Annotated in this window: 17 protein-coding genes and 1 pseudogene; 12 read left to right on the top strand and 6 right to left on the bottom strand. The window is 67.2% G+C overall.

Features of this window, described 5'->3' with window-relative positions; genetic code table 11:
- Nucleotides 1-12: 12 nt before the first annotated feature.
- From CHB69_RS04830 to CHB69_RS04810, 5 genes and pseudogenes are all read right to left on the bottom strand, one after another.
- Complete coding sequence (locus CHB69_RS04830; protein ID WP_089214874.1) at nucleotides 13-1,002, bottom strand: DUF2891 domain-containing protein; 990 nt, start codon at nucleotides 1,000-1,002, stop codon at nucleotides 13-15.
- Nucleotides 993-1,943, bottom strand: coding sequence for a DUF979 domain-containing protein (locus tag CHB69_RS04825; protein ID WP_089214873.1), 951 nt, complete (start codon nucleotides 1,941-1,943; stop codon nucleotides 993-995). Before CHB69_RS04825 ends, CHB69_RS04830 begins: the two co-directional genes overlap by 10 nt.
- Complete coding sequence (locus tag CHB69_RS04820; protein WP_089214872.1) at nucleotides 1,940-2,611, bottom strand: DUF969 domain-containing protein; 672 nt, start codon at nucleotides 2,609-2,611, stop codon at nucleotides 1,940-1,942. Before CHB69_RS04820 ends, CHB69_RS04825 begins: the two co-directional genes overlap by 4 nt.
- Nucleotides 2,608-6,152, bottom strand: a pseudogene (locus tag CHB69_RS04815) (hydantoinase B/oxoprolinase family protein). The gene CHB69_RS04820 and the pseudogene CHB69_RS04815 overlap by 4 nt, the downstream one beginning before the upstream one ends.
- A gap of 50 nt (nucleotides 6,153-6,202) precedes the next feature.
- The gene (locus CHB69_RS04810; RefSeq protein ID WP_089214871.1) at nucleotides 6,203-7,210 is read right to left on the bottom strand and encodes a cation diffusion facilitator family transporter; all 1,008 of its coding nucleotides are present in this window, start codon (nucleotides 7,208-7,210) and stop codon (nucleotides 6,203-6,205) included.
- Nucleotides 7,211-7,719: 509 nt separating this feature from the next.
- On the opposite strand from CHB69_RS04810, the gene CHB69_RS04805 reads away from it, so the two are divergent.
- The 11 genes from CHB69_RS04805 to CHB69_RS04755 all read left to right on the top strand — a co-directional run bounded on the left by CHB69_RS04805 (nucleotide 7,720) and on the right by CHB69_RS04755 (nucleotide 21,291).
- A complete protein-coding gene (locus CHB69_RS04805) occupies nucleotides 7,720-8,088 on the top strand; it encodes a BlaI/MecI/CopY family transcriptional regulator (RefSeq protein ID WP_089214870.1) in 369 nt (122 codons plus the stop codon).
- Nucleotides 8,085-9,761: a M56 family metallopeptidase gene (locus CHB69_RS04800; RefSeq protein ID WP_089214869.1), complete on the top strand. Its 1,677-nt coding sequence runs from the start codon at nucleotides 8,085-8,087 to the stop codon at nucleotides 9,759-9,761. Before CHB69_RS04805 ends, CHB69_RS04800 begins: the two co-directional genes overlap by 4 nt.
- A gap of 135 nt (nucleotides 9,762-9,896) precedes the next feature.
- The gene (locus CHB69_RS04795) at nucleotides 9,897-10,826 is read left to right on the top strand and encodes an MBL fold metallo-hydrolase (RefSeq protein ID WP_170935437.1); all 930 of its coding nucleotides are present in this window, start codon (nucleotides 9,897-9,899) and stop codon (nucleotides 10,824-10,826) included.
- A complete protein-coding gene (locus CHB69_RS04790) occupies nucleotides 10,823-11,437 on the top strand; it encodes a DUF4230 domain-containing protein (protein WP_089214868.1) in 615 nt (204 codons plus the stop codon). Before CHB69_RS04795 ends, CHB69_RS04790 begins: the two co-directional genes overlap by 4 nt.
- 64 nt (nucleotides 11,438-11,501) lie before the next feature.
- Entirely contained in the window at nucleotides 11,502-12,212 is a 711-nt protein-coding gene (locus tag CHB69_RS04785) for an adenylate cyclase (protein WP_089214867.1), read from the top strand.
- A gap of 72 nt (nucleotides 12,213-12,284) precedes the next feature.
- On the top strand, nucleotides 12,285-13,274 hold the full coding sequence (gene nadA / locus CHB69_RS04780) for a quinolinate synthase NadA (protein ID WP_089214866.1): 990 nt from the start codon (nucleotides 12,285-12,287) through the stop codon (nucleotides 13,272-13,274).
- 894 nt (nucleotides 13,275-14,168) lie between these two features.
- Nucleotides 14,169-14,420: a GlsB/YeaQ/YmgE family stress response membrane protein gene (locus tag CHB69_RS04775; protein ID WP_089215075.1), complete on the top strand. Its 252-nt coding sequence runs from the start codon at nucleotides 14,169-14,171 to the stop codon at nucleotides 14,418-14,420.
- Nucleotides 14,421-14,560: 140 nt separating this feature from the next.
- Entirely contained in the window at nucleotides 14,561-14,830 is a 270-nt protein-coding gene (locus CHB69_RS04770) for a GlsB/YeaQ/YmgE family stress response membrane protein (RefSeq protein ID WP_089214865.1), read from the top strand.
- A 295-nt stretch (nucleotides 14,831-15,125) separates the two neighbouring features.
- Complete coding sequence (locus CHB69_RS04765) at nucleotides 15,126-16,355, top strand: efflux RND transporter periplasmic adaptor subunit (protein ID WP_089214864.1); 1,230 nt, start codon at nucleotides 15,126-15,128, stop codon at nucleotides 16,353-16,355.
- Between the two features lie 32 nt (nucleotides 16,356-16,387).
- Nucleotides 16,388-19,804 carry an efflux RND transporter permease subunit gene (locus tag CHB69_RS04760; protein WP_089214863.1) on the top strand — a complete coding sequence of 1,139 codons (3,417 nt, stop codon included), beginning with the start codon at nucleotides 16,388-16,390 and terminating at the stop codon, nucleotides 19,802-19,804.
- Nucleotides 19,805-20,118: 314 nt separating this feature from the next.
- Nucleotides 20,119-21,291, top strand: coding sequence for a DUF445 domain-containing protein (locus CHB69_RS04755; RefSeq protein WP_245836568.1), 1,173 nt, complete (start codon nucleotides 20,119-20,121; stop codon nucleotides 21,289-21,291).
- Here the strand turns inward: CHB69_RS04755 and CHB69_RS04750 are convergent.
- Complete coding sequence (locus CHB69_RS04750; protein ID WP_089214861.1) at nucleotides 21,288-22,079, bottom strand: Rossmann-fold NAD(P)-binding domain-containing protein; 792 nt, start codon at nucleotides 22,077-22,079, stop codon at nucleotides 21,288-21,290. The two genes, CHB69_RS04755 and CHB69_RS04750, sit on opposite strands and share 4 nt — an antisense overlap.
- Nucleotides 22,080-22,389: 310 nt before the next feature.
- Here CHB69_RS04750 and pepN point away from each other — a divergent pair, with 310 nt between their 5' ends.
- Entirely contained in the window at nucleotides 22,390-24,984 is a 2,595-nt protein-coding gene (gene pepN / locus CHB69_RS04745) for an aminopeptidase N (RefSeq protein ID WP_089214860.1), read from the top strand.
- Nucleotides 24,985-25,141: the final 157 nt, after the last annotated feature.

The raw sequence follows: 25,141 nt of genomic DNA, 5'->3' as shown, positions 1-25,141 counted from the left end.
TTTCGCCAAATTTCATTCCGGCACGAGCAATGCCAGCAGCGCGAAGCTCGCAAGCCAGTGCTCGCCCATATAGTCGCCGGCGACATGCGGCAGCGCCGCCTCGAGGTGATGGTCCGCGAGCTGCGCCAGCGGCTTTTGCAACCCCTCGTCGCCGAGCGTCCCGGCGATGGCGCGCAGGCACCACGCGCGGCTGAGGTTGAGGCCGTCGAGATGGGCGATCTTACCGTCGCTGCGGTCCGAAACGAAAACCGGCCGGCATTCGCGCGCAAGCCAGCCATTGGCCACCACCAGCGCTTTGAACCAGGGCGCGAAAGAGGGCCGCGGACGGACCTCGGCCATCAGCAGGGCGGCGGTCAGAACGGGGGACAGGAATTCGTCGCCCCCCGGCTCCCACCCGCGATAGTCGCTGCGATCGCCGAAGGCCTGCTCCGCCCACGCGTCGATCAGCGCCACCAGCGCCGCATCGCGGCCGCAGGCCCAGCGTCGCGCAAGCACGAGCGCGAACGCCGTGTTGAAATGCGTGCCGACGGTGATCGGGTAGGTCAGGATCTTCAGATAGTCGCGCAGGCGCATCGCAAAGGCCCGTGCCAGCGGCGCGAGATGCGCCGCCCATTCGCGGTCCGTGTGCCGTTCGGCTTCGCGATGCAGGTAGAGCAGCCAGGCCCAGCCATAGGGCCGCTCGAACCCCCGCGACGTCGCCCGGTCGAGATAGGCGAGCTCGACCGCGAGCTTGGCGGGCGTGAAACTTTCGTCCGCGAGCGCCGCGATCGACGCCGCTTCGGGCATGTCCGGATAGTGCCGCCGCAAGGTCAGTAGGGTCCACCACCCATGGACGCAGCTGTGCCAGTCGAAGCTGCCGAAAAAAACGGGATGCGCGGCGCGCGGCGGCCGGACGTCCGCGTCGCTTTCGAAGACATGATCGTCCTTATAGGGATAGGGCCGCGTCACATGGCCGAGCGCGACGCTGGCGAAACGGCGAGCGAGATCCCCGGTCAGTTCCACAGCAGAAAGGCTCCCACATAGATGATCGCGACGTTGCAGACCCAGAGCGCCAGCGCGGTCCCGATCTGCTGGCGGATCACGCCGTTCTGATCCTTGAGCTCGAGCAGCGCCGCGGGCACGATATTGAAGTTCGCCGCCATCGGGGTCATCAGCGTCCCGCAAAAGCCCGCGAGCATGCCCACGGCGCCGATCGCCGCCGGCCTGCCCCCATATTGCTGGACGAGCAGCGGAATGCCGATCGCCGCCGCCATGACCGGATAGGCGGCGAAGGCATTGCCCATGATCATCGTGAACAGCGCCATGCCGAGCGCAAAGACGAGGACGGTGAGGAACACGCTGCCCTGGGGAATGACCGCGCTCGCCAGTCCGCCGATAATCTCACCCACGCCCGCCAGCGCAAAGACGGCGCCCAGCGCGGCGAGCATCTGCGGCAGAATCGCGGCCCAGCCGATCGAGTCGAGCAGCCGCCGTCCCTCCTGCGCGGGCGCGAGCAGCGGCGGTCGCAGCCATAGCATCGCGACCCCGAGCGCCACCACCACGCCGACCCCGAAGAGGATCAGCGTCTCGCGCCGCGCCTCGAACAGTCCGGTCTGCCCCAGCGGCGTGTAGTTGTAGAGCAAGGTCCCCGCGACCGCGGTCAGCGGCACGATCAGCGCGGGAAGGAAAAGCCGGTTGCCGAGCCTCGCCGACAGGCGCTGCCGTTCCTCGGCGCCGGTAGTCGGCGGGTCGCTTCGCTTCAGCCCGCCGAGCCCGGCGATCGCAACCATCGCCAGCACCAGCAGCCCGTTGACGAGGTCGGACACATGGCTGCCGATCAGGAAGCTCGCGGCGAGCAGCGCCCAGAAGCCGGCATTGCCCCAGCGCCGATCGTGCAGCGACAGCAGCGACCAGATGGTAAAGGCCGCGCCGGCAAGCCCATAGAGCCATTCATAGGTGATCACCGGGACACGCTCCCCAGCCTGCGATCGAAGGCGAGAATGCGCGCGCCATGGATCAGGAAGGCGCAGATCGCGGTCGGGATCGCCCAGATCGAAAGCTGCAGGGGTGTCAGGCGATAGCCCGCGCTCTCGAATACGCCCTGGATCAGCAGGATCGAGGCAATGGCGAAGAAAATGTCTTCCCCGAAAAACAGGCCGACATTGTCGGTCGCGGCGGCCATGGCCTTGACCTTGTCGCGCTCGTCGCCCGACAATTCGCCGTGGGTCTTCATCGCCGCCGCCTCGGCCATCGGCGCGACCAGCGGGCGCACCGCCTGCGGATGGCCGCCGATGTCCTTCATGCCCAGCGCCGATGTGATTTGCCGGAAGGCCAGATAGGCGACCAGCAGCTTGCCCATGGTCGCCCCGCGCATCCCCTCGATCACCGCGCGGGCACGTTGCTGCAGGCCATAGCGTTCGAGCAGGCCGATCACGGGCAGGATGATCCAGGTGACCGATATATAGCGATTGTCGTTGAAGGCCTTGCCCAGCGCCTCGATCACAGCAAGCGGATCGAGCCCCGCGAGCACGCCCGTCGCCACCGCCGCGCCGACCACCACCAGCAGCGGATTGAACCGCAGTGCAAAGCCGACGACGACGATGGCAATGCCGAGGAGCGGCCAGTAGTTCATTCGGCTTCTTCGCCAAATCCGCCGCCGCCGGGCGTCAGGATCACGAAGGCGTCGCCCGGTCGCATGTCCGCCGACGCCGTCGCCCCCAGTTCCTCGCGCGATCCGTCGCTGCGCTCGACCCAGTTGCGCCCCGGCTGCGCGTCGTCGCCGCCGCAGATGCCGCGCGGCGCGATCCGGCGGCGATTGGCGAGCATGTTGGCGCGCATCGGTTCGAGAAAGGTCACCCGCCGTTCGACCCCGTCGCCGCCGCGGCGCCGCCCCGCTCCGCCCGAGGCGCGGCGGATCGCGAAACGGTCGAGCCGCACGGGCAGGCGGGTTTCGAGGATTTCGGGATCGGTGAGGCGGCTGTTGGTCATGTGCGTCTGCACGGCGCTGGTCCCGTCATGGTCCGGCCCGGCGCCCGATCCGCCGCAGATCGTCTCATAATATTGATAGCGTTCGTTGCCGAAGGTGAAGTTGTTCATCGTCCCCTGGCTCGGCGCGAGCCGCCCGGTGGCGGCGAACAGCGCATCGGTGACCACCTGGCTGGTTTCGACATTGCCCGCGACGACGGCCGCGCCGGGTTTCGGGTTCAGCATCGACCCTTCGGGCACGACCAGTTCGACGGGCCGCAGACAGCCGTCGTTCATCGGGATCGCATCGTCGATCAGCGTCCGCAGCACATAGAGCGCGGCGGCGCGGGTGATCGAGCGCGGGGCGTTGAAATTGTCCGGCAACTGGCCGCTGGTGCCGGTGAAGTCGAACACCGCCGAGCGCGCGGCGCGGTCGATCCGGATGGCGACCTTCACCGCCGCGCCATTGTCCATTTCATAGGCGAAGCTGCCCTCGTCGAGCCGGTCGAGGAGGCGCCGGACGCTTTCCTCGGCATTGGCGAGGACATGGTCCATATAGGCCGCGACCACCTCGGCGCCCTGTTCCTTCGCCGCGCCTTGCAGCAGTCGGCGCCGCGCGTGCAGGCGGCGAGCTGGGCGCGCAGGTCGGACAGGTTGCGGTCGGGGTTGCGCGCCGGAAAGGTCGCCGCGGCGAGCAATTCGCGCATCGCCCGCTCCTGAAAACGTCCCTCGTCGACGAGCAGGGCATTGTCGATCAGCACGCCCTCTTCCTCGATCGTGCGGCTCTCGGGCGGCATCGACCCCGGCGCGATGCCGCCGATGTCGGCGTGGTGGCCGCGCGCGGCGACGAAGGCATCGGGCTCGGCGCTTTCCTCGCCATAAAAGACCGGCACGATCACCGTGATGTCGGGCAAATGGGTGCCGCCGCGATAGGGATCGTTGAGCACATAGGCGTCGCCGCGCCGGAAGCCGCGCCCGTCCCGGCACGCGCCGCGCGCCTCGATCACGCGGGCGATGCTGTCGCCCATGCTGCCGAGATGGACGGGGATGTGCGGCGCGTTCGCGATCAGCGCGCCGGCGCGGTCGAAGAGGGCGCAGGAAAAGTCGAGCCGTTCCTTGATGTTGACCGAGGTGGCGGTCGACTGGAGCACGACCCCCATCTCCTCAGCGATCGCCATGAACAGATTGTTGAATATCTCGAGGCGCACCGGATCGACCTTCGTGCCGACCGCGCGGTCGCGCACGAGCGCGGCGGCGCGCGTCAGGACCAGGCTCCCTTCCTGCTCGCGCCGCGCCTGCCAGCCCTCCTCGACCACGGTGGTCGAGCCGGGGTCGATCACCAGCGCCGGCCCGCTTACCGTCTCGCCGGATTGCATCGCCGCACGCTCGATGGTCGGCCAATCGCCCGAAGCCTTGCCAAGCGCGGCGACGGGTTGCGGCACGACCGCGCCGAGGCCGCCCGAATGCCCGCTCGCCTCGACGCTCAGTGCCTCGACGACGATGGCGGTCTCGGCGTCCGAATAGCCAAAGCGCCGGCGGTGGAGCGTGCGGAAGGTCGCATCCATTTCGGCCCGGTCGCCGCACGCGATGGCGAGCGCGCTGTCGCTGCCCGCAAAGCGCAGGCGCGCGCGGCTTTCGAGGACGATGGCCTCGGGGGCTATGCCCTGATCGAGCAACGCTTGCCGCGCCTGACCTTCGAGCGTCGAGAGATCGTCGGCGAAGTCCTCCCCGAGCGGTCGTACGAGGCTGACCTCGTGGATCGCCTTAACCGGCGCGAGGCCGATGCCATAGGCGGACAATATCCCCGCCAGCGGATGCACGAGCACGGTCTCCATCCCCAGCGCATCGGCGACCCTGCACGCATGTTGCCCGCCCGCGCCGCCGAAACAGGCGAGCGCATAGGTCGTCACGTCATGCCCGCGCGCGACGCTGATCTTGCGGATCGCATTGGCCATATTATCGACCGCGATCGCCAGAAAGCCCTCGGCGATTTCGTGCAGCGACTTCGGTTCGGGCAGCATCGCCGCGACCTCGGCCAGCCGCGCCTTCGCCGCCGCCGGGTCGAGCGGCTCGTCGCCGTTCGGGCCAAAGACGCCGGGAAAGAAGGCCGGGTCGATCCGGCCGAGGAACAGATTGCAGTCGGTCACGGTCAACGGCCCGCCCTTGCGATAGCAAGCCGGGCCGGGATCGGCGCCCGCGCTCTCCGGCCCGACCCGGAAACGCGAGCCGTCGAAGCGGCAGATCGAGCCGCCGCCCGCCGCGACGGTGTGAATCTGCATCATCGGCGCGGCGATCCGGACCCCCGCGACCACGCTGTCGCCGGTCAACTCGTAAGTTCCGGCATAATGCGCGACATCGGTGCTGGTCCCGCCCATGTCGAAGCCGATCAGCTTGCGGTGGCCCAGCGGGGCGCTCGCCGCGACCATGCCGACCACGCCGCCCGCCGGGCCGGAGAGGATCGCATCCTTGCCGCGAAACGCGCCGACTTCGGCCAGGCCGCCGTTCGACTGCATGAAGCGTAGTGTTCCGCTCGGCGGAAGGCTGGCTTGCAGCTGGTCGGTGTAACGCCGCAGCACCGGCGAGAGATAGGCGTCGACTACCGTCGTGTCGCCGCGCGGGACGAGGCGGATCAGCGGCGCGACCTCGTGGCTGACGCTGACCTGCGCGAAGCCGATGTCGCGCGCGATCCGGGCCAGCCGGGCCTCGTGATCGCGATACTGCCATCCGTGCATCAGGACGATGGCCAGCGCATCGAAACCCTCGCCGCGCAAGGCCGCGAGGTCGGCCCGCGCCTGCACCTCGTCGAGCGACCGCAGCACCGCGCCATCGGCCCCGACCCGCTCGTCGACCTCGATCACGCGCGCGGGCAATTGCTCGGGCAGCACGATATGCCGGGCGAAGATTTCGGGCCTTGCCTGCGTCCCGATCCGCAGCGCGTCGCCGAAACCGCGCGTGATCGCCAGCGCCAGCCGTTCGCCCTTGCGTTCGAGCAGCGCGTTGGTCGCCACCGTCGTGCCGATGCGAAGCTCGGCGATCGGCCCCGCGCCGTGGCGCGCCATCAGCCGCCGCACCGCCTCGCTGGCCGCATCGGAATAGAAACCGGGGTTTTGGGATAGCAGCTTCTCGGTCACCAACCGCCCGCCGGGGGTCGTCGCGACGACATCGGTGAACGTGCCCCCGCGATCCACCGCAAAGCGCCAGGCCTTCATTTTCGCTATTCTCTTTCCCGCATGGCGCGCGAATTTGGCTGGCGGCGGCGTCAATGTCCAGCGCCGCGGTGCGCCTGCGCGCTTCCTTCCCGCTCGCACAGCCCGTCCGGCCGGTGCCGATGGCCCGGCGGTCGACAGCCGCTGCCGTTGATCGGCTCGAGCGCACAGGCTTCGGCATCGCGCTCGATCTGGAGCGTGGTGTGGCCGATCCCGAAATGATCGTGCATCTCGCCCGCAACGCGATGCAGAAAAATGTCGCGGTCGCCCTCGATCGGCACCACCAGATGCGCGGTGAGCGCGGTTTCGGTCGTGCTCATCGCCCAGATATGCAGGTCGTGGACCGCATCGACACCCTCGATCGCGGCCAGATGGCGCTCGACCGCCTCGGCGTCGATCCCCGACGGGACCGCCCCCAGCGACATGGCGACGGCTTCGCGAAGCAAGCCCCATGTGCTCCAGACGATCACCGCCACGATCAGCAGGCTGGTAACGGGATCGAGCCAGTTCCAGCCGGTGTAGCGGATCGCGAGTCCCGCGATCACCACGCCTGCGGACACCGCCGCATCCGCCGCCATGTGCAGGAAGGCGCCCTGGATGTTGATGTCGCCCTTGCGGCCGCGCAGGAACATCAAGGCGGTGCCGGTGTTGATCGCGATGCCGATCGCGGCGACGGTCATGACCGTGTTGCCGGCGACGGGTTCGGGGTCGGAAAAGCGCAGGATCGCCTGCCACGCGATCGCGCCCGCCGCCAGCATTAGGAACACGCCGTTGGCCAGCGCGGCGAGAATGGTGCTTCCCTGAAGCCCATAAGTGAAGCGCGGCGTCGGTCTCTTTTTCGCGACGAGGACCGCCGCCCATGCGATGGCGAGCCCGAAAACGTCGCTCAGATTGTGCCCGGCATCGGCGAGCAGCGCCAGCGAATTGCTCAGGACGCCATAAACCGCCTCGATTGCCACGAACGCCACATTGAGGCCGATACCGACCGCGAATGCCATGCCGAAGCTGCGCGGCGCATGGCTGTGCCCTGCATGCGAATGGCCCTGGTTATGGCCGCCCATCGAATATCCTTCCCCGTCAGCCGCGTCGCCGTAGCGAGTATCCCGATGACGATAGGCAGATTTTCGCCGACACCCAAGGCCTCATCGGGCGCTCGCGGACCTTCAGCCCGATAAGGTGGCAGACATGCGCGTAGAGAGCGGACCGGGCAAAATGGCTCCGCAGCGACGCAGCATCGGGGGGCGGGGCCTTTCGGCCGCTCGCCCCCCATTTGCCTCGGGGGGTAAGTGGGGATTTCCCGGTGAGGGCAGGGGATATCAGGGACCAGACCGATATCCCCTGCCGCTCAGTTGAGCGGAACACTCGGGAACGCATCACACCATACAAGGCGCGTGCCAAATGGCGCGTCGCACGCATTCGGGGCCCGTTCGATGGTTATTGATTTCTTACCACCCTCTCTGCCTGTCAAAAATCCCGACACATTGACCCTTGCTGTCGCCATTCAGCCAGCGTTCAGGGAATTGACTACACATGTAGTCGTATTGCAGGATGAAGGCGAAGGAGGGGTTCCATGGCCGAACGCGCAAGCGAATCCGAAATGCAGGTGCTGCGCGCCCTGTGGGACGAGGCGCCGCAGACCGCCGCCGACCTTACCGCGCGCATCGGCGCCGCGAACGGCTGGACCCAGGCAACGGTCAAGACGCTGATCGCGCGGCTGGTGCAAAAGGGCGCGGTCACTGCCGAAGCCGACGGGCGCCGCTATCTCTACCGCCCCGCGATCGACCGCGCCGAGGCTGTGGGCGAGGAATCGCAGCGCTTCGTCGACCGCCTGTTCGGCGGCCGCGTCAGCCCGCTGATCGCGCATCTCGCCGAGCGCGAGGCGCTGTCCGACGCCGATATCGAAGAGATTGAGGCGCTGCTGAAGAGGCTGAAGTCGTGAGCGCCGCGCTGATGCTCGAGGCGTGGGGCGATACCATGCTCGCGACCGCACTGCTCGTCGCGGCAGTGCTCGTCGTCCGCAAGCCCTTTGCGCGGCGCTTCGGCCCGGGGCTGACCTATGCGCTGTGGGCGATTCCCGCGCTTCGCCTCGTGCTGCCGCCGCTGCCTTTCGGCGACCCGGCCGCCGTGCCCGTCGCAGCGCCCGCGGTTCCCGCCGATGTGGTGCTGATCGGAATGGCCGATACGGCGCACGCGATTACAACCCCGGCGACCGCGCCGGACGCGAGCTGGGCGTTTGCCGACGCCTTGCCGCCGCTCTTCGCGCTCTGGCTCGCGGGCACGCTGTTCGTGCTGGTGCGGGCGCTGGCCGCGCATCGCCGGTTCAAGGCGGAGGTGCTGGCGGGGGGTGTCGACCTCGATCCGTTCGGGTCGATCCGGCTGGTGATGACCGATGCGGTCGACGGGCCGGTCGCCTTTGGCCTGTGGCGCCGTTTCATCGCGGTGCCGCGCGATTTTTTCGCCCGCTATGCCGCGGACGAGCGGGCGCTGGCGATCGACCACGAGCTGTCGCACCACCGGCACGGCGACCTGTGGGCGAATGCCGCGGCGCTGCTGCTGCTCGCGGCGCAATGGTTCAATCCCTTCGCCTGGCGTGCGCTGCGCGCCTTTCGCTTCGATCAGGAGGCGGCGTGCGACGCGCGCGTGCTGACGATGGCGGCGGCGACAGGCGAGCGGCGCGCGCGGACGGCCAGCTATGCGACCGCGATCGCCAAGACCGCGGTGGGCCCGCGCCTCGCGCTCGCCGCGCCGATGGCCTCGCACGACAATTTGCAGGAGAGACTGACGATGCTGATGCAGAAGGATATTTCGCGCACGCGCGGCCTCGTCGGGCGCCTGCTCGTCGGCGGTGCCGCGCTCGGCGTGCTCGCCGCGACTGCGACGCTCGTTCCGGCGGGCACCGCGAAAGCGCAAGCGCAGGATGTTCCGGCGCCGCCGGCCCCTCCCGCAGTCAGCGATATTCCGGCCCCTCCCGCGCCGCCCGCTCCCCCCGCGCCGCCCGCACCCACCGAAGGCGTGTATAGGACGATGATCGTCACGCGCGAAGGCGATGAAGCGGCGGGCGACCAGCGCCGCGAGGTGACGCGCGTCGTCGTCCGCGACGATGGCGGCGAGGGCGCGCCGAACGATCGCCACATGGAGTTTCGCATCCCCGGCAGCCTGTCGCGCGCGGATATCCTCGCCACCCTGACCGAACAGGGCATTTCGGGCGCGCAGGCCGAGGCGATCGCCGACAAGCTCGAAGCGAAGCGCCGCCAAAGCCTTCGCGTGGCAATGGCGCCGTTGCCGCCCATGCCGCCGATTCCTCCGATGCCGCCCGAAGCGGCGTGGATCGCCAAGGATGGCAAGGCGATGGCGTTCGCCCATTGTGCCGACGGTGGGAATGCGATGCCGATCGTCGATCGCGACGACCGCGAAGGCGACAAACGGAGCCGCGTCCTGATGGTCCGCTGCGATAGCAAGGCCGATTTCTCGGGCCAGATCGACGCGCTCAAAAAGGCGCGCGACCGTTTTGCGAGCGGCGCGGCGTCGTCGCAGCTGTCGGCCGAAATGCGCGCCAAGGTCATCGCCGACATGGACCGCGCGATCGCCGATATGGAGCGCACGAAACACTAAGAGTCGCGACGGTTTACGACGCCGATCCACGTCCCCGGTTGGGATCGGCGGCAGGGGCGGGGAAAGGGAGCGGACACTTCACCCGCTCCCTTTTCCGTTGCGCACCCCCTTTTTCTTTGGCGGCTGCGATGCCACATGAGGCGCGTGACCGAAGAAAAGCCCTGGCCCGACACGATCCGCGCCGGCGAGTGCGAGCAGCATGAGCCGCTTGTGCGCCGTGTGCTTGCGCCCAATCCATCGCCCTATACTTTCACCGGCACCCAGACGTGGATCGTCGGCGCCGGCGCCGAGGTCGCGGTGATCGACCCCGGCCCGACCGGATCGGGCATGAGCATCGGCGACCCGCCCGACGCCAATGGCACGGGCCATGTCGACGCGATCCTGCGCGCGACCGAGGGGCAGCGCGTGACCGCGATCCTCTGCACGCATACACATCGCGACCACAGCCCCGCTGCGGCGCCGCTGAGGGAAGCGACGGGCGCGCCGATCGTCGGCTGCGCGCCGCTGGTGCTCAAGGACGACGGCCCGCGCGCCGATTCGGCGTTCGACCCCGACTATGCGCCCGACCGCATCCTTTCCGACGGCGATCGCGTCGCGGGCGACGGCTGGACGCTCGAGGCGGTCGCGACGCCGGGGCACACGTCGAACCATCTCTGCTTCGCGCTCCTCGAAAGCGGGGCGTTGTTTACCGGCGATCATGTCATGGCCTGGTCGACAAGCGTCGTCAGCCCGCCCGACGGCGACATGGCGGCCTATATGGCCAGCCTTTCGAAACTCCATGAGCGCGAAGACCGCGTCTATTATCCCGCGCACGGCCCCGCAGTCGCCAAGCCGCGCCAGCTCGTGCGCGGGATGCTCGGCCATCGCAAGCAGCGCGAGCGGCAGATCTTGCGCGAGCTTGAGCGCGGGACGGCGATGATCCCCGATATGGTCAAGCATATGTACAAGGGGCTCGACCCGCGCCTGACCGGCGCTGCGGGCCGCTCGGTGCTGGCGCATCTCCTCGATCTCGAACAGCGCGGCCGCGTCGCGCGCGACGACGAGGCGTGGAGGCTGGTCGCATGACCCGCGGCGCGTTTCGCATCCTTGTCGTCGCGCTCCTTGCGCTCGCGCTGTTCCTCGGCTGGCGCGCATGGGATGGCTGGCAGCGAAGCTATGACCCGCAGACGGTCGTGGCGGCGAGCCTGCAGGGGCTGCAGGAGCAGAATGTGCTCGTCCCCTTCACCGCGCGCTATGTCGCGGTGGTGACCTCGACACAAAGCCGCCTGGGGCTCAGTGCGAAGAAGACGCTGATCATGCCGGGCACGGTGCGTTACGAGGTCGATCTGGCGAAGCTCGAGCCGTCGGACCTCGACTGGGACGCGGCGACCAAATCGCTGACGGTGACCCTGCCGCCGCTACGACTCGCCGGACCCGAGATTGACATCGACGCGATCAGCGAGTTTCGCGACGGCGAAATCCTGCTGACGCTCACCGACGCCGAAGCGGTGCTCGACGCCGCCAACCGCAAGGCCGCACAGGCCGAGCTGATCAAGCAGGCAAGGGGCGCGACGCCGATGCGGCTTGCCGAGGGCGCTGCGCGCAATGCCATCGAACAGAGTTTCGCCATGCCGCTGAGGGCCGCCGGAATCGACGCGACCGTCACGGCGCGTTTTGCGGGCGCGCCCGCCGGCTGAATCCGGCTTCCGGCGGCGCGCGAACTGGGGTAAACAGCACCTCCTCGGATCAGGAGGGTGGGGCATGGCGACGGTGGCGGGCGCGGTGCGCGCGGAACGGTTCTGGCAGCGTATGGCGATCGGCCTTGCCGTTTTCATCGTCTTCGGCTTCCTGCAATTTGCGGCGCGCGGTTTCGTCGATCCGCTGCGCGCACCGCCATGGGTGCATCTGCACGGGCTGGCGATGCTCGCCTGGCTGGGCGTGCTGGTTGTGCAGCCGACCTTCGTCATAAGGGATGACATGGCGCGGCACCGGCGGCTCGGCTGGATCGCCGCCGCGCTCGCGGCCTTCATCGTCGCGCTCGGCATCTTCACTGGCGTCGCGTCGCTGGTGCTGCATCGCTATCCGCCCTTCTTCACGCCGCCCTATTTCCTCGCGCTGACGACGGTCGAAGCGCTGGTCTTCGGCGCGATGGTCGCCGCCGCGATCCGGAACCGGCGCCGCACCGACTGGCACCGCCGGCTGATGATCGGCGCGACGATCGTGATCCTCGAACCCGCGCTCGGGCGCATCCTGCCGTTGCCGCTGATGATCGGCTGGTCGGACATCCCCGTCGCGCTATGCCAATTGGTCGCGGTAGGGATCGTCGCGCTTTACGATCGCCGCACGCTCGGGCGCATCCATCCGGCGACGCGGGCGGTGGCGGGGGTTGTCATCGCGACGCGCATCGCCATCTATGGCCTGTCGCTGACGCCCCCCGTCGCGGCGCTCGCGGCGAGGCTCGCCGGCGGCTGAGGTTCCGAATTGCCCTGTCCGAATCCCCTGTGTAGGAGGGCGCTCAAGGCAAAGGCCAGATAAGGAAAAGCCATGACTGCTCCCGTCCGCGAAACGCTCGCCGGCCTCGACCTGCGCGCCGAGATCGACCGGCTCCGCAAGGAGCGCAATGCGGTGATCCTTGCGCATTATTACCAGAAGCCCGAGATTCAGGATCTTGCCGATTTCGTCGGCGACTCGCTCGAACTGTCGCGCAAGGCGGCCGACACCGACGCCGACGTCATCGCCTTTTGCGGGGTCAAGTTCATGGCCGAGACCGCCAAGATATTGTCGCCGGAGAAGATCGTCGTGCTGCCCGACATGGACGCGGGGTGCAGCCTCGAGGACAGCTGCCCGCCCGAACAGTTCAAACGCTTCCGCGAAGCGCATCCCGACCATATCGCGCTGACCTACATCAACTGCTCGGCGGCGGTGAAGGCGCTCTCCGACGTCATCGTCACCTCGTCGAGCGCCGAGACGATCATCGGCCAGATCCCCGCGGATCAGAAGATCATCTTCGGCCCCGACCGGCACCTCGGCGGCTATCTCAACCGCAAGTTCGGGCGCGATATGCTGCTGTGGCCCGGCGTGTGCATCGTCCATGAGGCGTTCAGCGAGACCGAGCTCTTGAAGCTGAAGGCGCAGCATCCGGGCGCACCCGTCGCGGCGCACCCCGAATGTCCGGCGCATATCGTCGACCACGCCGACTATATCGGCTCGACGAGCGGCATATTGCAGTTCGCGAAGAGCTTCCCCGGCGACACGCTGATCGTCGCGACCGAACCGCACATCATCCACCAGATGGAAAAGGCGCTGCCCGAAAAAACCTTCATCGGCGCGCCGGGCGCCGACGGCAACTGCAACTGCAACATCTGCCCCTATATGGCGCTCAACACGATGGAAAAGCTCTACGTCGCGCTGCGCGATCTTCAGCCGCGGATCGAGATGGACGAGGAATTGCGCCTCGGCGCCAAGAAGAGCCTCGACCGGATGCTCGAGATGGCGTCGGGGACCGTGGGCAAGGGCGATCTGGGGCGGGCGTGAGTCCGAGTCGCGATCGGTGATCCGAGTCGAAGCTCCGCAAGGGCTGGCTCGGGCCGTAATCCGAATCCGAAAATGTTGCGGCGGCGTTACAAAAATGCTGCGCGGCAAAGCCAAATTGCTAATGCCCGACTTATCCACAACCACGCGCGGTTTCGCGCGCTTTTTTGTTGGCGCGCGTCCCGCTTCGTGACAGCTTCAACTCATCGGGACGGCAGAGACGTCGAACCCCCGGGACAGGAAGGCTCGTTGCAAGACCAGCCCGATTGAAACGGAACGGATCGACGAGGAAACGGACCGATAGCCGATCACGGAAGGCCGCAATTCCCACGAGTTGCAACCGACCCGATCGGATGAAAAGCAGTCCATCGCTTTTGAAGATTGTGTGCTTCGGCAGACGCTCGGACAAGATGATGAAGGGCTTTTCAGGTGCGGCCGGCCCCCGCAAGGGGGCCGACCAAACCGTCGCCGGACTGCGTTGCCTGCTACCGCGACGGATCGTTTTGCGGGCCGCCGATCGCAAGAGAAGCGGACCGGGATGACCCGAAGCAGAGAAGCCTAGCGCAAATTCCGGATAGTGGGGGTTGGCAGCGATGCCGGCCCCCATTTCGTATGCGCGCAGCGAATCGGCGCCCTTCCCGAAAATCCCGGCTCTGTGATCGCGGTCATATCGCGGTCGCCGACCCCATCCTATGCCCGCCTTGCGACCCGGAGCAGTTCCCCGACCGGAACTGATCCCACTCTCCCGGCCGGATCGCTCGCGGTGCGGCCGGGAACCTTTTGCTTCATCGTGGCATTGTGCTGATACTCGGCGAAACGATGGTCGGAAGCGACCGGGCGTTTGCGAAAGCACGCGTCGCGCGCCCATCGCTCCGGTGCAACGAAGGGAGCAAAACCATGGGTATCATCATCTGGCTTATCATCGGCGGCATCGTCGGCTGGCTCGCCAGCATCATCATGCGCACCGACGCGCAACAGGGTATCTTCCTCAACATCATCGTCGGTATCGTCGGCGCCTTTATCGGCGGCTTGCTGCTCGGCGGTTCGATCAATGCGGGGATCACGCTGTACAGTTTCCTCGCCTCGCTGGTCGGGGCGCTCATCCTTCTGGCGATCGTGAATCTCGTGCGGCGCGGCCGCGTGCGCTGAGGATTGCGTGTCCGCAAGGCGGACGGAAAGGCGGCAGCGCCCGGCGCGGCCGCCATTCCGTTAGGTAAATCGGGCCATTTGGGTTAGCATCCCGGCGTCCGCGCCCGCGGACATCGGCAAGGATCATAGGGGGTCATCTTATGACTTGGATTATCGCAATCATCATGGGCGGCATCATCGGATGGCTGGCGAGCATCGTCATGCGAACCGACGCGCAGCAAGGTATCTTCCTGAATATCGTGGTCGGCTGTATCGGGTCGATCCTCGGCCGGTTCCTGTTTGGCGGCCTTTTGGGGGGCGGCCACCTGCGCGGCGACGCCTTTGACTGGCGGACGCTGCTGACGGCCTTTCTGGGCGCGATCATCCTGTTGGCGGCGGTCAATCTGTTCCGGCGCGGGCGGCTGCGTTAACCTTCGACATCCTGCGGGCGTCCGGGCCCGCGGGGACAAGGGGCGACCGGCGGAAGGCCGGTCGCCCTTTTCGTGTCCAGCGTACTGGAAAGAGCCGGGGAAAAGGCTTATGAGCGGCACTCCGCGATTTGAGCGAGGGCCGTATCGACGCCTTTCGTTTCCCCTTGTCAGGGGTGATTTAATTCGGTAATACACCTTCGAGGATTTTCCAGAGGTCTCGTCGTGCCGATCGGGGGGCGGGGTCGCAGGGCGATCGGGGTTCCGGCTGCCGAAAGCGGCAGAAAGGGATGCGGGTATGAACTACGAGCGGAAAGTGGATTCGATGGACAGCGTGGCGGGTTCGACCCAGGGCTTTTACGAAGAGGCGGAAAGCTATGAGGCGGCGGACAATCGCCGCAAGCGGATGCGGCTGATCATCGGGCTCGTCCTGGTGGCACTGATACTCGCTGCGGCATGGTATGCCTTCTCGGCGGCCAAGGGCGGCGACGCCGCGACGGCGGGCGGCGCCGCGGGCGAGGAGGACGGCGCCACCGTTCCGACGATTACGGTGATGATCCCCGGCCAGCAGTCGGTGCAGGCGGCGATCGCCGCGAACGGCACGATCGCCGCGCGGCGCGAAATGCCCGTCGGCGTGGCGGGCGAGGGCGGGCAGGTGGTCCGCGTGCTCGTCGAACCCGGCCAATGGGTCGGCGCGGGCCAGCCGCTCGCAGTGATCGACCGGTCGGTGCAATCGCAGCAGGCGGCGAGCCTCGCCGCGTCGATCCGCGTCGCGCAGGCCGATGCCGAACTCGCGCAGTCCGAACTCGACCGCGCGCAGGCACTCGTCGCGCGCGGCTTCGTGTCGAAGGCCGATATCGACCGCAAGCGCGCCACCCGCGACGCCGCGCAGGCGCGCGTCCGCGTCGCGCAGGCGCAATATCAGGAAGCGGTCGCGCGCAACGGGCGGCTCAACATCGTCGCACCCGCGGCGGGCCTGGTCCTGACGCGCCAGGTCGAGCCCGGGCAGGTTGTCGGCGCGGGCAGCGGCGTATTGTTCCGCATGGCGAAAGGCGGCGAGATGGAAATGCTCGCGCAGCTCGCCGATGCGGACCTGCAGCGCATATCGGTCGGCACGCGCGCAATCGTCACGCCGGTGGGCACCAATCTCGAGATCGCGGGGCAGGTGTGGCAGGTTTCGCCGGTCATCAATCCCGACACGCGGCAGGGCACGGTGCGCATCGCGGTGCCCTACAGCAAGGCGCTGCGCCCCGGCGGTTTCGCCGATGCGCGGCTGATCGCCGGTGCCGACGAAGCGCCGCTGCTTCCCGAAAGCGCGGTGCAGAGCGGTCCGCAGGGCAATTATGTCCTGATCGTGGGCAAGGACGACAAGATCGAGCAGAAGCCGGTGAAGGTCGGCACCGTCACCGACGACGGCGTGTCGATCGCGTCCGGCCTGACGGGGCAGGAGAGGGTGGTCGTGCTCGCGGGCGCCTTCCTCAATCCCGGCGACAAGGTGAAGCCCGTCGTCCAGAAGGCATCGAAATAATCGCACCGGCACTGCACAGAGGCGTTTGATCCATGAATTTCCGCAACATCTCCGCCTGGTGCATCCGCAACCCGGTGCCGCCGATCGTATTGTTCATTCTGCTGCTGCTCGCGGGCCTCGTCAGCTTCAACCGGATGGACGTCAACGACAATCCCGACGTCGAATTCCCGGCGGTGCAGGTGATCGTCGTGCAGCCGGGCGCCGCGCCGACCGAGCTCGAAACGCAAGTGACGCAGCGCGTCGAGGCGGCGGTTCGCGGGGTGAGCGGGGTCGATGAAATGTCCTCCTATGTCAGCGAGGGCAGCAGCAGAACCTTCGTGCAATTTGCGATCGGCACGCCGATCGACCGCGCCTACAACGACGTCAATCAGGCGGTGTCGCAGATCCGCAGCGAATTGCCCGACGGCATTCTCGAACCGCAAATCATGCGCGTCGACATCGCCGGCGGCCCGATCACCTATTTCTCGGTCGAAGCCGCCGATATGACGCTCGAGCAGCTCAGCTGGTTCGTCGATAACACGGTGGCGAAGGAATTGCTGTCGATCCCCGGCATGGCGCAGGTCAGCCGCTCGGGCGGTGTCGATCGCGAAATCCGGGTCATCCTCGATCCGGCGCGTATGCAAAGCTATGGCCTGACCGCGAGCCAGGTGAACCAGCAGCTGCGGCAGGTGAACGTCAACGCCGCGGGCGGGCGCACCGAAATCGCGGGCTCCGAACAGGCGGTGCGCGTGCTGGGCAATGCCGGCAGCGCCTATGAACTGGGACAAACGCGGATCTCGATCGGCAATGGCCGCACGATCCGGCTGTCCGACGTCGCGCGCGTGTCCGATGGCTTCGCCGAACAGCGCAACCTCGCCAAGATCGGCGGGCGGCAGGTGCTGTCCTTCTCGATCGAAAAGGCGAAGGGCGCATCCGACGTCACCGTGCATGACGCGGCGATAAAGAAGCTCGACGAGATCCAGAAGAACAACCCCAAGGTGAAGTTCAAGATCCTCTTCACCCGCACCGAATATACCAAGGAACAATATCGCAGCTCGATGGAGGCGATGATCGAGGGCGCGGTGCTTGCAGTTGTCGTCGTCTTCCTGTTCCTGCGCGACTGGCGCGCGACCCTGATAAGCGCGATGGCGATCCCGCTGTCGGCGATCCCGACCTTCTGGTTCATGGAATTGATGGGTTTTTCGCTCAACGGCCTGTCGCTGCTCGCGCTCAGCCTCGTGGCCGGGGTGCTCGTCGACGATGCGATCGTCGAGATCGAGAATATCGTCCGCCACATGCGCATGGGCAAAACCGCCTATCAGGCGGCGATCGACGCCGCCGACGAGATCGGCCTCGCCGTGGTCGCGACGACGATGTCGATCGTCGCGGTGTTCCTGCCCGTCGCGCTGATGCCCGGCGTGTCGGGGCAATTCTTCATCCAGTTCGGCATGACCGTGGTGTTTGCGGTGCTGATGAGCCTGGCCGTCGCGCGCATGATCACGCCGATGATCGCGGCCTATTTCCTCTCGGCGCAGGGCGAGCAGAGCCACGCCGAAGGACCGTGGATCGACCGTTACGAGCGCGTGCTCGGCTGGACGCTCAACAGCGGCAAGCACAAGGCGGTGCGCGCGCGCTATGACGCGGTGCCGACGCGGCTGGCGTTCATGGCGCCGGGCCTCGTGGTCGCGGGCATCGCGGCGCTTGCGTCGATCGCGCAATATTTCCAGCCCGTTCCCGCGGGGCAGGATGCGCCCAACCCGGCGTTGCACTTCATGCTGTTGATGCCGCTGACGGCGGTCATGGCCTTTCTTGTCGGCGAACTTGTCGCGATCGTCCTGGGCGGCGTCGCTTATGCGTTCAACGTGCGGCGCTGGGCCTTCATGGAATGGGCGGCGTTCATGCTGCGCCGCGCTTATGCGCGCCTGTTCGACCATCGCGTGTGGATCGTCGGCATCGGGGTCGGCGCCTTCGTGCTCAGCCTCGTCCTGTTCGCGACCTTGCCGCAGCAGTTCCAGCCGACGACGAACAGCGACTATAGCCAGGTCAAATATGAACTGCCGCCGGGTTCGACACTCGAGCAGAGCGAGACGATCGCGCGCCAGATTTCGGCGATCCTCGACGACAGTCCGGTGGTCGAGACCGCCTTCTATGACGTCAATGTCGGCGGCGGGAACGCTTTCCTGACGCTCAAGAAGGATCGCGAGATTTCGAGCGTCGATTGGGAGCGCGGCCTGCAACCCAAGCTCGCGGCGATCCCCGATGCGCGCGTGTCGTTCCAGAGCCAGTCGGGCGGCTTTTCGGGCCGCGACATTACGTTCATCATCGGCGGCGACGATCCGGTCGCGCTCGAAAGGCACGCGAACAGGATCGTCGAGGAGATGAAGGGACTCAAGGAACTGCGCGCGCCGCGGATCGAGGGCGATATTCCGCGTCCCGAAATCATCCTCAAGCCGCGGCTCGACCTTGCCGCCGACCTCGGCGTGACGACCGCGGCGCTCAGCCAGACGATCCGTATCGCGACGCTGGGCGACATCGACCAGAATGCGGCGAAATTCTCGCTGTCCGACCGCCAGATTCCGATCCGGGTGCTCTTGTCCGAAGACTCGCGCCGCAGCCTTGCGACGCTCGAAAATCTGCCGGTTCCGACTGCCAACGGCGGCACGGTGCCGCTGAAGTCGGTCGCCGAGATCGGCTTCGGTTCGGGCCCGACCGAGCTTCGCCGCTATAACCAGACGCGGCGTATCGTGATCGGCGCCGATCTTGCGCCCGGCCTGGTCACCGGCGACGCGCAAGCCAAGATCGACGCGCTGCCCGCGGTCAAGAATATGCCGCAGGGCATCCGCAAGGTGATCCAGGGCGATGCCAAGTGGCAGGCCGAGATGATCCAGAATTTCATGATCGCGGTCGTGTCGGGCCTGATGCTCGTCTTCGCGACGCTCGTGCTGCTCTACCGCCGCTTCCTGTCGCCGCTGGTCAACATGTCGTCGCTGCTGCTCGCACCGCTCGGCGGCCTGCTCGGCCTGCTCGTGACCGGCATGGAAATTTCGATGCCCGTCTATATCGGCCTTTTGATGCTGCTCGGCATCGTCGCGAAGAACTCGATCCTGCTCGTCGATTTCGCGATCGAGGAAATGGACAAGGGGATCGGCAAGGTCGAGGCGCTGATCGACGCCGGGCGCAAGCGCGCGCAGCCGATCATCATGACGACCGTCGCGATGGTGGCGGGCATGGTGCCGACCGCGATCTCCTTGTCCGGCGACGGGGCGTGGCGCGCGCCGATGGGCGTGGTCGTGATCGGCGGGCTGATCCTGTCGACGATGCTGACCTTGCTGATCGTCCCTGCGGGTTTCAGCCTGGCCGACAGCATCGAGAAACGGCTCGGTCGCTTCTTCTCGAGCAATCTGCTGACTTATCGCCCCGGCGACGATACGAAGCCGCACGCCGACCCGGTGCCGCATCCCGCGGAGTGAGGCGCTTGCAAAGGTTCGTGTGTCCCCGCGAAGGCGGGGACCCATCTCCTGCCGATTCAAGATGGCACCGGCGGGAGATGGGCTCCCGCCTTCGCGGGAGCACACAAACCTCGATCCGTGAGGACTAAGATCGAAGCCGCGGGCCTTTGCGCCCGCGCCGGTTGCAACCTTTGGCGCAGGGCGCCATTTGAAGCATCATGAACGACCGTCTTTCCCCGTCGATCGGAGGGCGCGGCCTTTATTCGCGGGCCGGGGTCTCGCTTCCGACGGGCGGGCTCAACATCCGTATCGTCGCGACGGGGCTTCTCGTCGTCATGGCGGCGATCTTCATCACCGCCAAATATTTCCAGGACGTCCACCCGGCCGTCGGGTTCGTGCGCGCCTTTGCCGAGGCGGCGATGGTCGGCGGGCTGGCCGACTGGTTCGCGGTCACCGCGCTGTTTCGCCATCCGATGGGGCTGCCGATCCCGCACACCGCGATCATCCCGCGCAACAAGGACCGGATCGGCGACACGCTCGCGCGCTTCCTGCTCACCAATTTCCTGCTGCCGCGGCTGATCGCGCGCAAGATGCAGGACGTCGACATCGCGGGCGCGGTCGGCAAGTTCCTGTCGCAGCCGGCCGAAGGCGGCGGGCGTTTGAAGCTCGGCGCGTCGCGGGTCATCGCCGATGCACTCGGCGCGCTCGACCAGAAAAGGCTGGGCGGCATGGTTAAATCGGCGATTGCCGATCGCCTGCGCGAACTCGATCTCGCCCCGCTGCTCGGTCAGGCGCTACAGGCGGCGCTCGCCGAAGGGCGGCATCAGCCGTTGCTCGACGCCGCGGTCCAATGGGGATCGAAGACGCTCGATCTCAACGAGCATCTGATCCACCAGATGGTGCATGACAATTCGAACGCGATCGTCCGCTTCACGGGGCTCGACGAAAGCATTGCCAAGCGCATCGTCAAGGGGCTCGCGAAGCTGCTTGCCGACATGGCGGCCGAGCCCGACCATCCGATCCGCCTGCGCGTCGAGGAGGGGATGGCGAAGCTCGCGCTCGACCTGCAGGAAAATCCCGAGGTGCAGGCAAAGGTCGCGCGGGTGCAGGCCGAGCTGCTCGACAATCCGGCGGTCAAGCGCTGGCTCGACGGCTTGTGGGAACAGGGGCGCAGCGCGCTCTTGCGCGCCGCACGCGATCCCGACACGATGCTCGCGGGGCGGCTCGGCGAACTGATCACCCAGTTCGGGACGATGCTCGGCGAAGACCGCGGCATCAAGCGCACGCTCAACCGCTATGCGCGGCGTGCGGTGGTCGGCGTGGTCGACAGCTATGGCGAGACCGCGCTGCGGCTCGTGTCCGACACGATCCGTGGCTGGGACGCCAAGACGATCACCGACCGGCTCGAAAATGCCGTCGGCGCCGATCTTCAATATATCCGCATCAACGGCACGCTCGTCGGCGGGCTCGTCGGGGTGGCGATCCACTCGGTCGACGTGTTGCTTTAGCGGCAGGCGGCGAGCCCCTCGCGAAACGTCGGATAGCGCGGCGCCCAGCCGAGCAGCCGCTTTGCCTTGCTGTTCGCGACGCGGCGGTTCTCGGCATAGAAGGCGCGCGCGGCGGGGGAGAGGCCGGCTTCGTCCAGCGATTGCAGCGGTGGCAGCGGCGCGCCGAGCAGTGCGCAACCCCATTCGACGAGGCGGTTCTGGTGCGCGGGTTCGTTGTCGGCGAGGTTATAGATGCCCGGCGGTCCGGCGAAAGAGGCGAGGACCCCGCCTGCGATGTCCTCGACGTGGATGCGACTGAACACTTGTTCGGATAGGTCGATCCGGTGTGCGCGGCCCTCTTCGATACGCTGAAGGATCGAGCGGCCGGGTCCATAGATGCCGGGAAGACGGAAGACGCGCACCTCGGCGCGCAGCGCGGCCCAAGCCGCGTCGGCGGCGTTGCGCGCTTCGCGGCGGCCCTTTACGGGCGCGCTTTCGTCGACCCACGCGCCGCGGGTATCGCCGTAAACGCCGGTCGAGGAGAGATAGCCGACCCAGCCCGCCGGCGCGAGCGCGATCGCCTCGCCATAGCGCGCGAGCACCGGGTCCCCCCCTTCCGATGGCGGCACCGAGGACAGGATATGCGTCGCGGAGCGCAGCGCGGCGAGCACCGCGGCTTCGTCGTCGAACGCGATCGTCCCGCCGCGTCCGTCGCGCGAGGTGCCCACCACATCCCAGCCGCGCGCCAGCAGGCGGTCCGCGATATGGCCCGCGCTGTAGCCCATTCCGAAAATCAGCATCTTGCCCATCGGTGGCCTCATACCATATCCCGGTGATCCCGACCGATGAGGACCGTTTCTGGTGGTTCTCGGCAAGGAGGCTTCGAAGCGGCGATGTGGTTCATCGGGGCCAGAAGGCGACGCGGTCCGAGGGCCACCAGAAACGGCCCTTCGGGTTGGTGGTCCCGCCCGCTGGACGCCGTCGCGGCGTCGCGACGATGAACCACATCGCCGCTGCCGCCGCTCCTCGCCAGCAAACGGGACCACCAATCCTCATCGGTCGGGATCACCGGGATATGGTATTATTGCGCAGCGCAGCCGCCAAGCCTAGATCATTCGCATGACCGACGCCTCTTCCGCTCCCGCCGTCCCCGTCACCATCCACCGCGGCGACTATCGCCCGCCCGAATGGCAGATCCCCGACATCGCGCTCGATTTCGCGCTCGGGATCAAGGAAACGCGCGTCACCGCGGCGCTGTCGGCCGTGCGCGCGGCCGATGCACCGGCGCCGCTGCTGCTTCGCGGCGACGGGTTGACCCCGGCCGAGGTGCGCGTCGACGGCGCGGTGTGGAACGACTGGCGCATGGACGGGAGCGACCTGGTCGTCGACCTGGGCGATCGCACCGCTGCGACGGTCGAGGTCGATACGCTGATCCATCCCGCGACCAACACCCAGCTGATGGGCCTCTATGCCTCGAACGGGATGCTCTGCACCCAGTGCGAGGCCGAGGGGTTCCGCCGCATCACCTTCCACCCCGACCGCCCCGACGTGCTCAGCCGCTACAGGGTGCGGCTGGCGGGCGACAGGGCGCGCTTCCCGATCCTGCTCTCGAACGGCAATTGTATCGCGTCGGGGGAGGGTGAGGACGGCACGCACTGGGCGCTGTGGGAGGATCCGTGGCCGAAGCCCTCCTATCTCTTCGCGCTCGTCGCGGGCGACCTGGTGGTCAACCGCGACAGTTTCACGACGATGTCGGGCCGCAAGGTCGATCTCGGCATCTGGGTGCGCGACGGCGACCTCGACCGCACGCATCACGCGATGGCGGCGCTCAAACACAGCATGAAGTGGGACGAGGAGGTCTATGGCCGCGAATATGACCTTGACCGCTTCAACATCGTCGCGGTCAGCGATTTCAACATGGGCGCGATGGAGAATAAGGGGCTGAACATCTTCAACACCCGCTACATCCTCGCCGATCCCGACACCGCGACCGACATGGATTACGACGGGGTCGAAGGCGTCGTTGCGCATGAATATTTCCACAACTGGTCGGGCAATCGCGTCACCTGCCGCGACTGGTTCCAGCTTTCGCTGAAAGAAGGTTTCACCGTCTATCGCGACCAGAGTTTCTCGGCCGCCATGGGCTCGCCCGCGGTCAAGCGGATCGAGGATGTCCGCGTGCTGCGCGCGGCGCAGTTTCCCGAGGATGCGGGTCCGCTCGCGCATCCGATCCGCCCCGACTCCTATCAGGAGATTTCGAACTTCTACACCGCCACCGTCTATAACAAGGGCGCCGAGGTGATCCGCATGATGGCGACCCTGCTGGGCCCCGAACGCTTTCGGCGCGGCACCGACCTCTATTTCGACCGCCACGACGGCGAGGCCGCGACCTGCGAGGATTTCATCCGCGCGATGGAGGAAGGCGGCGGGATCGACCTGACGCAATTCCGCCGCTGGTACGAGCAGGCGGGAACGCCGAAGCTGCATTTGACGCTGGCGCAAGAAGGTGGGGAATGGTTTCTCGACATCGTGCAGACGGTGCCCCCGACCCCCGGCCAGCCCGCCAAGGCGCCGATGATGATGCCGCTCAGGCTCGCCGCCTTTGCGATGGACGGCGGCGGCGCGGCGCTGCCCGATACGCTGGTGACCTTGACCGGGGCGGCGCAGCGCGTGCCGCTCGGCGCCTTTGCCGCGCGGCCCGCGCTGTCGGTCAACCGCGGCTTTTCGGCGCCGGTGATCGTCGATTACGAACGCGCACCGGGCGAACTCGCATGGCTCGCGGCGCACGACGACGACCCGTTCGCACGCTACGAAGCGCTCCAGCAACTGATGCTCGACACATTGGTCGCGGCCGTCTCGGGTGAGGCGGGGAATCGCGACGCGGTGATCGGCGCCGTCGCGCGGACGCTGGCGGGCGCGGCCGACGATCCGGCTTTCGTCGCCGAGGCGGTGCTGTTGCCGAGCGAGGCGTTTATCGGCGACCAGATGGTGACGGTCGACCCCGACGCGATCCGCAGCGCGCGCATGGCTTTGCAGGGGGCGATCGGGGACGCGCTCGAAGGCCAATGGCGCGCTATCCTTGGCAACCCCGCGCCCGCGGCGACCGACCTTTCGCCCGCCGCCAAAGGGCGCCGGCGCCTGCGCGGCGTTGCGCTCGCCTATCTCGCCGCGACCGGCAAGGAGGATGTGGCGGCGCTTGCGTTCGGCATTTTTTCGTCGGCGGACGGGATGACCGAACGGCAGGCGGCGCTCGCGACGCTTGCGCATGGCGACAGCGACGAGCGTGCGCACGCGCTCGACATTTTCTATCAGCGCTATCGCGACGATCCGCTGGTGCTCGACAAATGGTTTCAGGTGCAGGCGTGGTCGCTGCGCAGCGACACCGTTGCCGCGGTCGCGGCCCTCGCGCAGCATCCCGACTTCACGCTGGCCAACCCCAATCGCGTGCGTTCGCTCTATGGCGCCTTCGCTGCGAACCAGGCGGCGTTCCATCAGGCCGACGGCGCGGGCTATCGCCTGCTCGCCGACCTCGTGATCGCGCTCGATCCGAAGAACCCGCAGACCGCCGCGCGGATGATCCCGCCGCTTGGCCGCTGGAAACGCTTCGACGTCGCGCGGCAGGCGTTGATGAAAACCGAACTCGAGCGCATCCTCGCGCAGCCCGGCCTGTCGCGCGACACGACCGAGCAGGCGTCGAAGAGTTTGATGGGGTAGCGAGCGACCGCTTGGCGGTGGCGTTTCAAAGTTCAGCAAAGGTCAGCCTTGTGCAGCCGCCCATGGGTCGCATTCGCCGAACCTGTCGCGCCGGTTCGCGCCCGCATCCGTAAAGCGGGGCCGTGACCGCTTTTATCTACATATCGAAAGAGCCGAG

Source organism: Sphingopyxis indica (assembly GCF_900188185.1).
GTDB lineage: Bacteria > Pseudomonadota > Alphaproteobacteria > Sphingomonadales > Sphingomonadaceae > Sphingopyxis > Sphingopyxis indica.
Note: the sequence above shows the minus strand (reverse complement) of the source record. Positions and strands in the feature narration are given on the sequence as shown.

Coding starts and splice junctions, on each gene's coding strand:
- CHB69_RS04820 (WP_089214872.1), bottom strand. CDS start 2,611: ATGAACTACTGGCCGCTCCTCGGCATTGCCATCGTCGTCGTCGGCTTT.
- CHB69_RS04810 (WP_089214871.1), bottom strand. CDS start 7,210: ATGGGCGGCCATAACCAGGGCCATTCGCATGCAGGGCACAGCCATGCG.
- CHB69_RS04805 (WP_089214870.1), top strand. CDS start 7,720: ATGGCCGAACGCGCAAGCGAATCCGAAATGCAGGTGCTGCGCGCCCTG.
- CHB69_RS04795 (WP_170935437.1), top strand. CDS start 9,897: ATGAGGCGCGTGACCGAAGAAAAGCCCTGGCCCGACACGATCCGCGCC.
- CHB69_RS04790 (WP_089214868.1), top strand. CDS start 10,823: ATGACCCGCGGCGCGTTTCGCATCCTTGTCGTCGCGCTCCTTGCGCTC.
- CHB69_RS04785 (WP_089214867.1), top strand. CDS start 11,502: ATGGCGACGGTGGCGGGCGCGGTGCGCGCGGAACGGTTCTGGCAGCGT.
- nadA (WP_089214866.1), top strand. CDS start 12,285: ATGACTGCTCCCGTCCGCGAAACGCTCGCCGGCCTCGACCTGCGCGCC.
- CHB69_RS04775 (WP_089215075.1), top strand. CDS start 14,169: ATGGGTATCATCATCTGGCTTATCATCGGCGGCATCGTCGGCTGGCTC.
- CHB69_RS04770 (WP_089214865.1), top strand. CDS start 14,561: ATGACTTGGATTATCGCAATCATCATGGGCGGCATCATCGGATGGCTG.
- CHB69_RS04765 (WP_089214864.1), top strand. CDS start 15,126: ATGAACTACGAGCGGAAAGTGGATTCGATGGACAGCGTGGCGGGTTCG.
- CHB69_RS04760 (WP_089214863.1), top strand. CDS start 16,388: ATGAATTTCCGCAACATCTCCGCCTGGTGCATCCGCAACCCGGTGCCG.
- CHB69_RS04755 (WP_245836568.1), top strand. CDS start 20,119: ATGGCGGCGATCTTCATCACCGCCAAATATTTCCAGGACGTCCACCCG.
- CHB69_RS04750 (WP_089214861.1), bottom strand. CDS start 22,079: ATGGGCAAGATGCTGATTTTCGGAATGGGCTACAGCGCGGGCCATATC.
- pepN (WP_089214860.1), top strand. CDS start 22,390: ATGACCGACGCCTCTTCCGCTCCCGCCGTCCCCGTCACCATCCACCGC.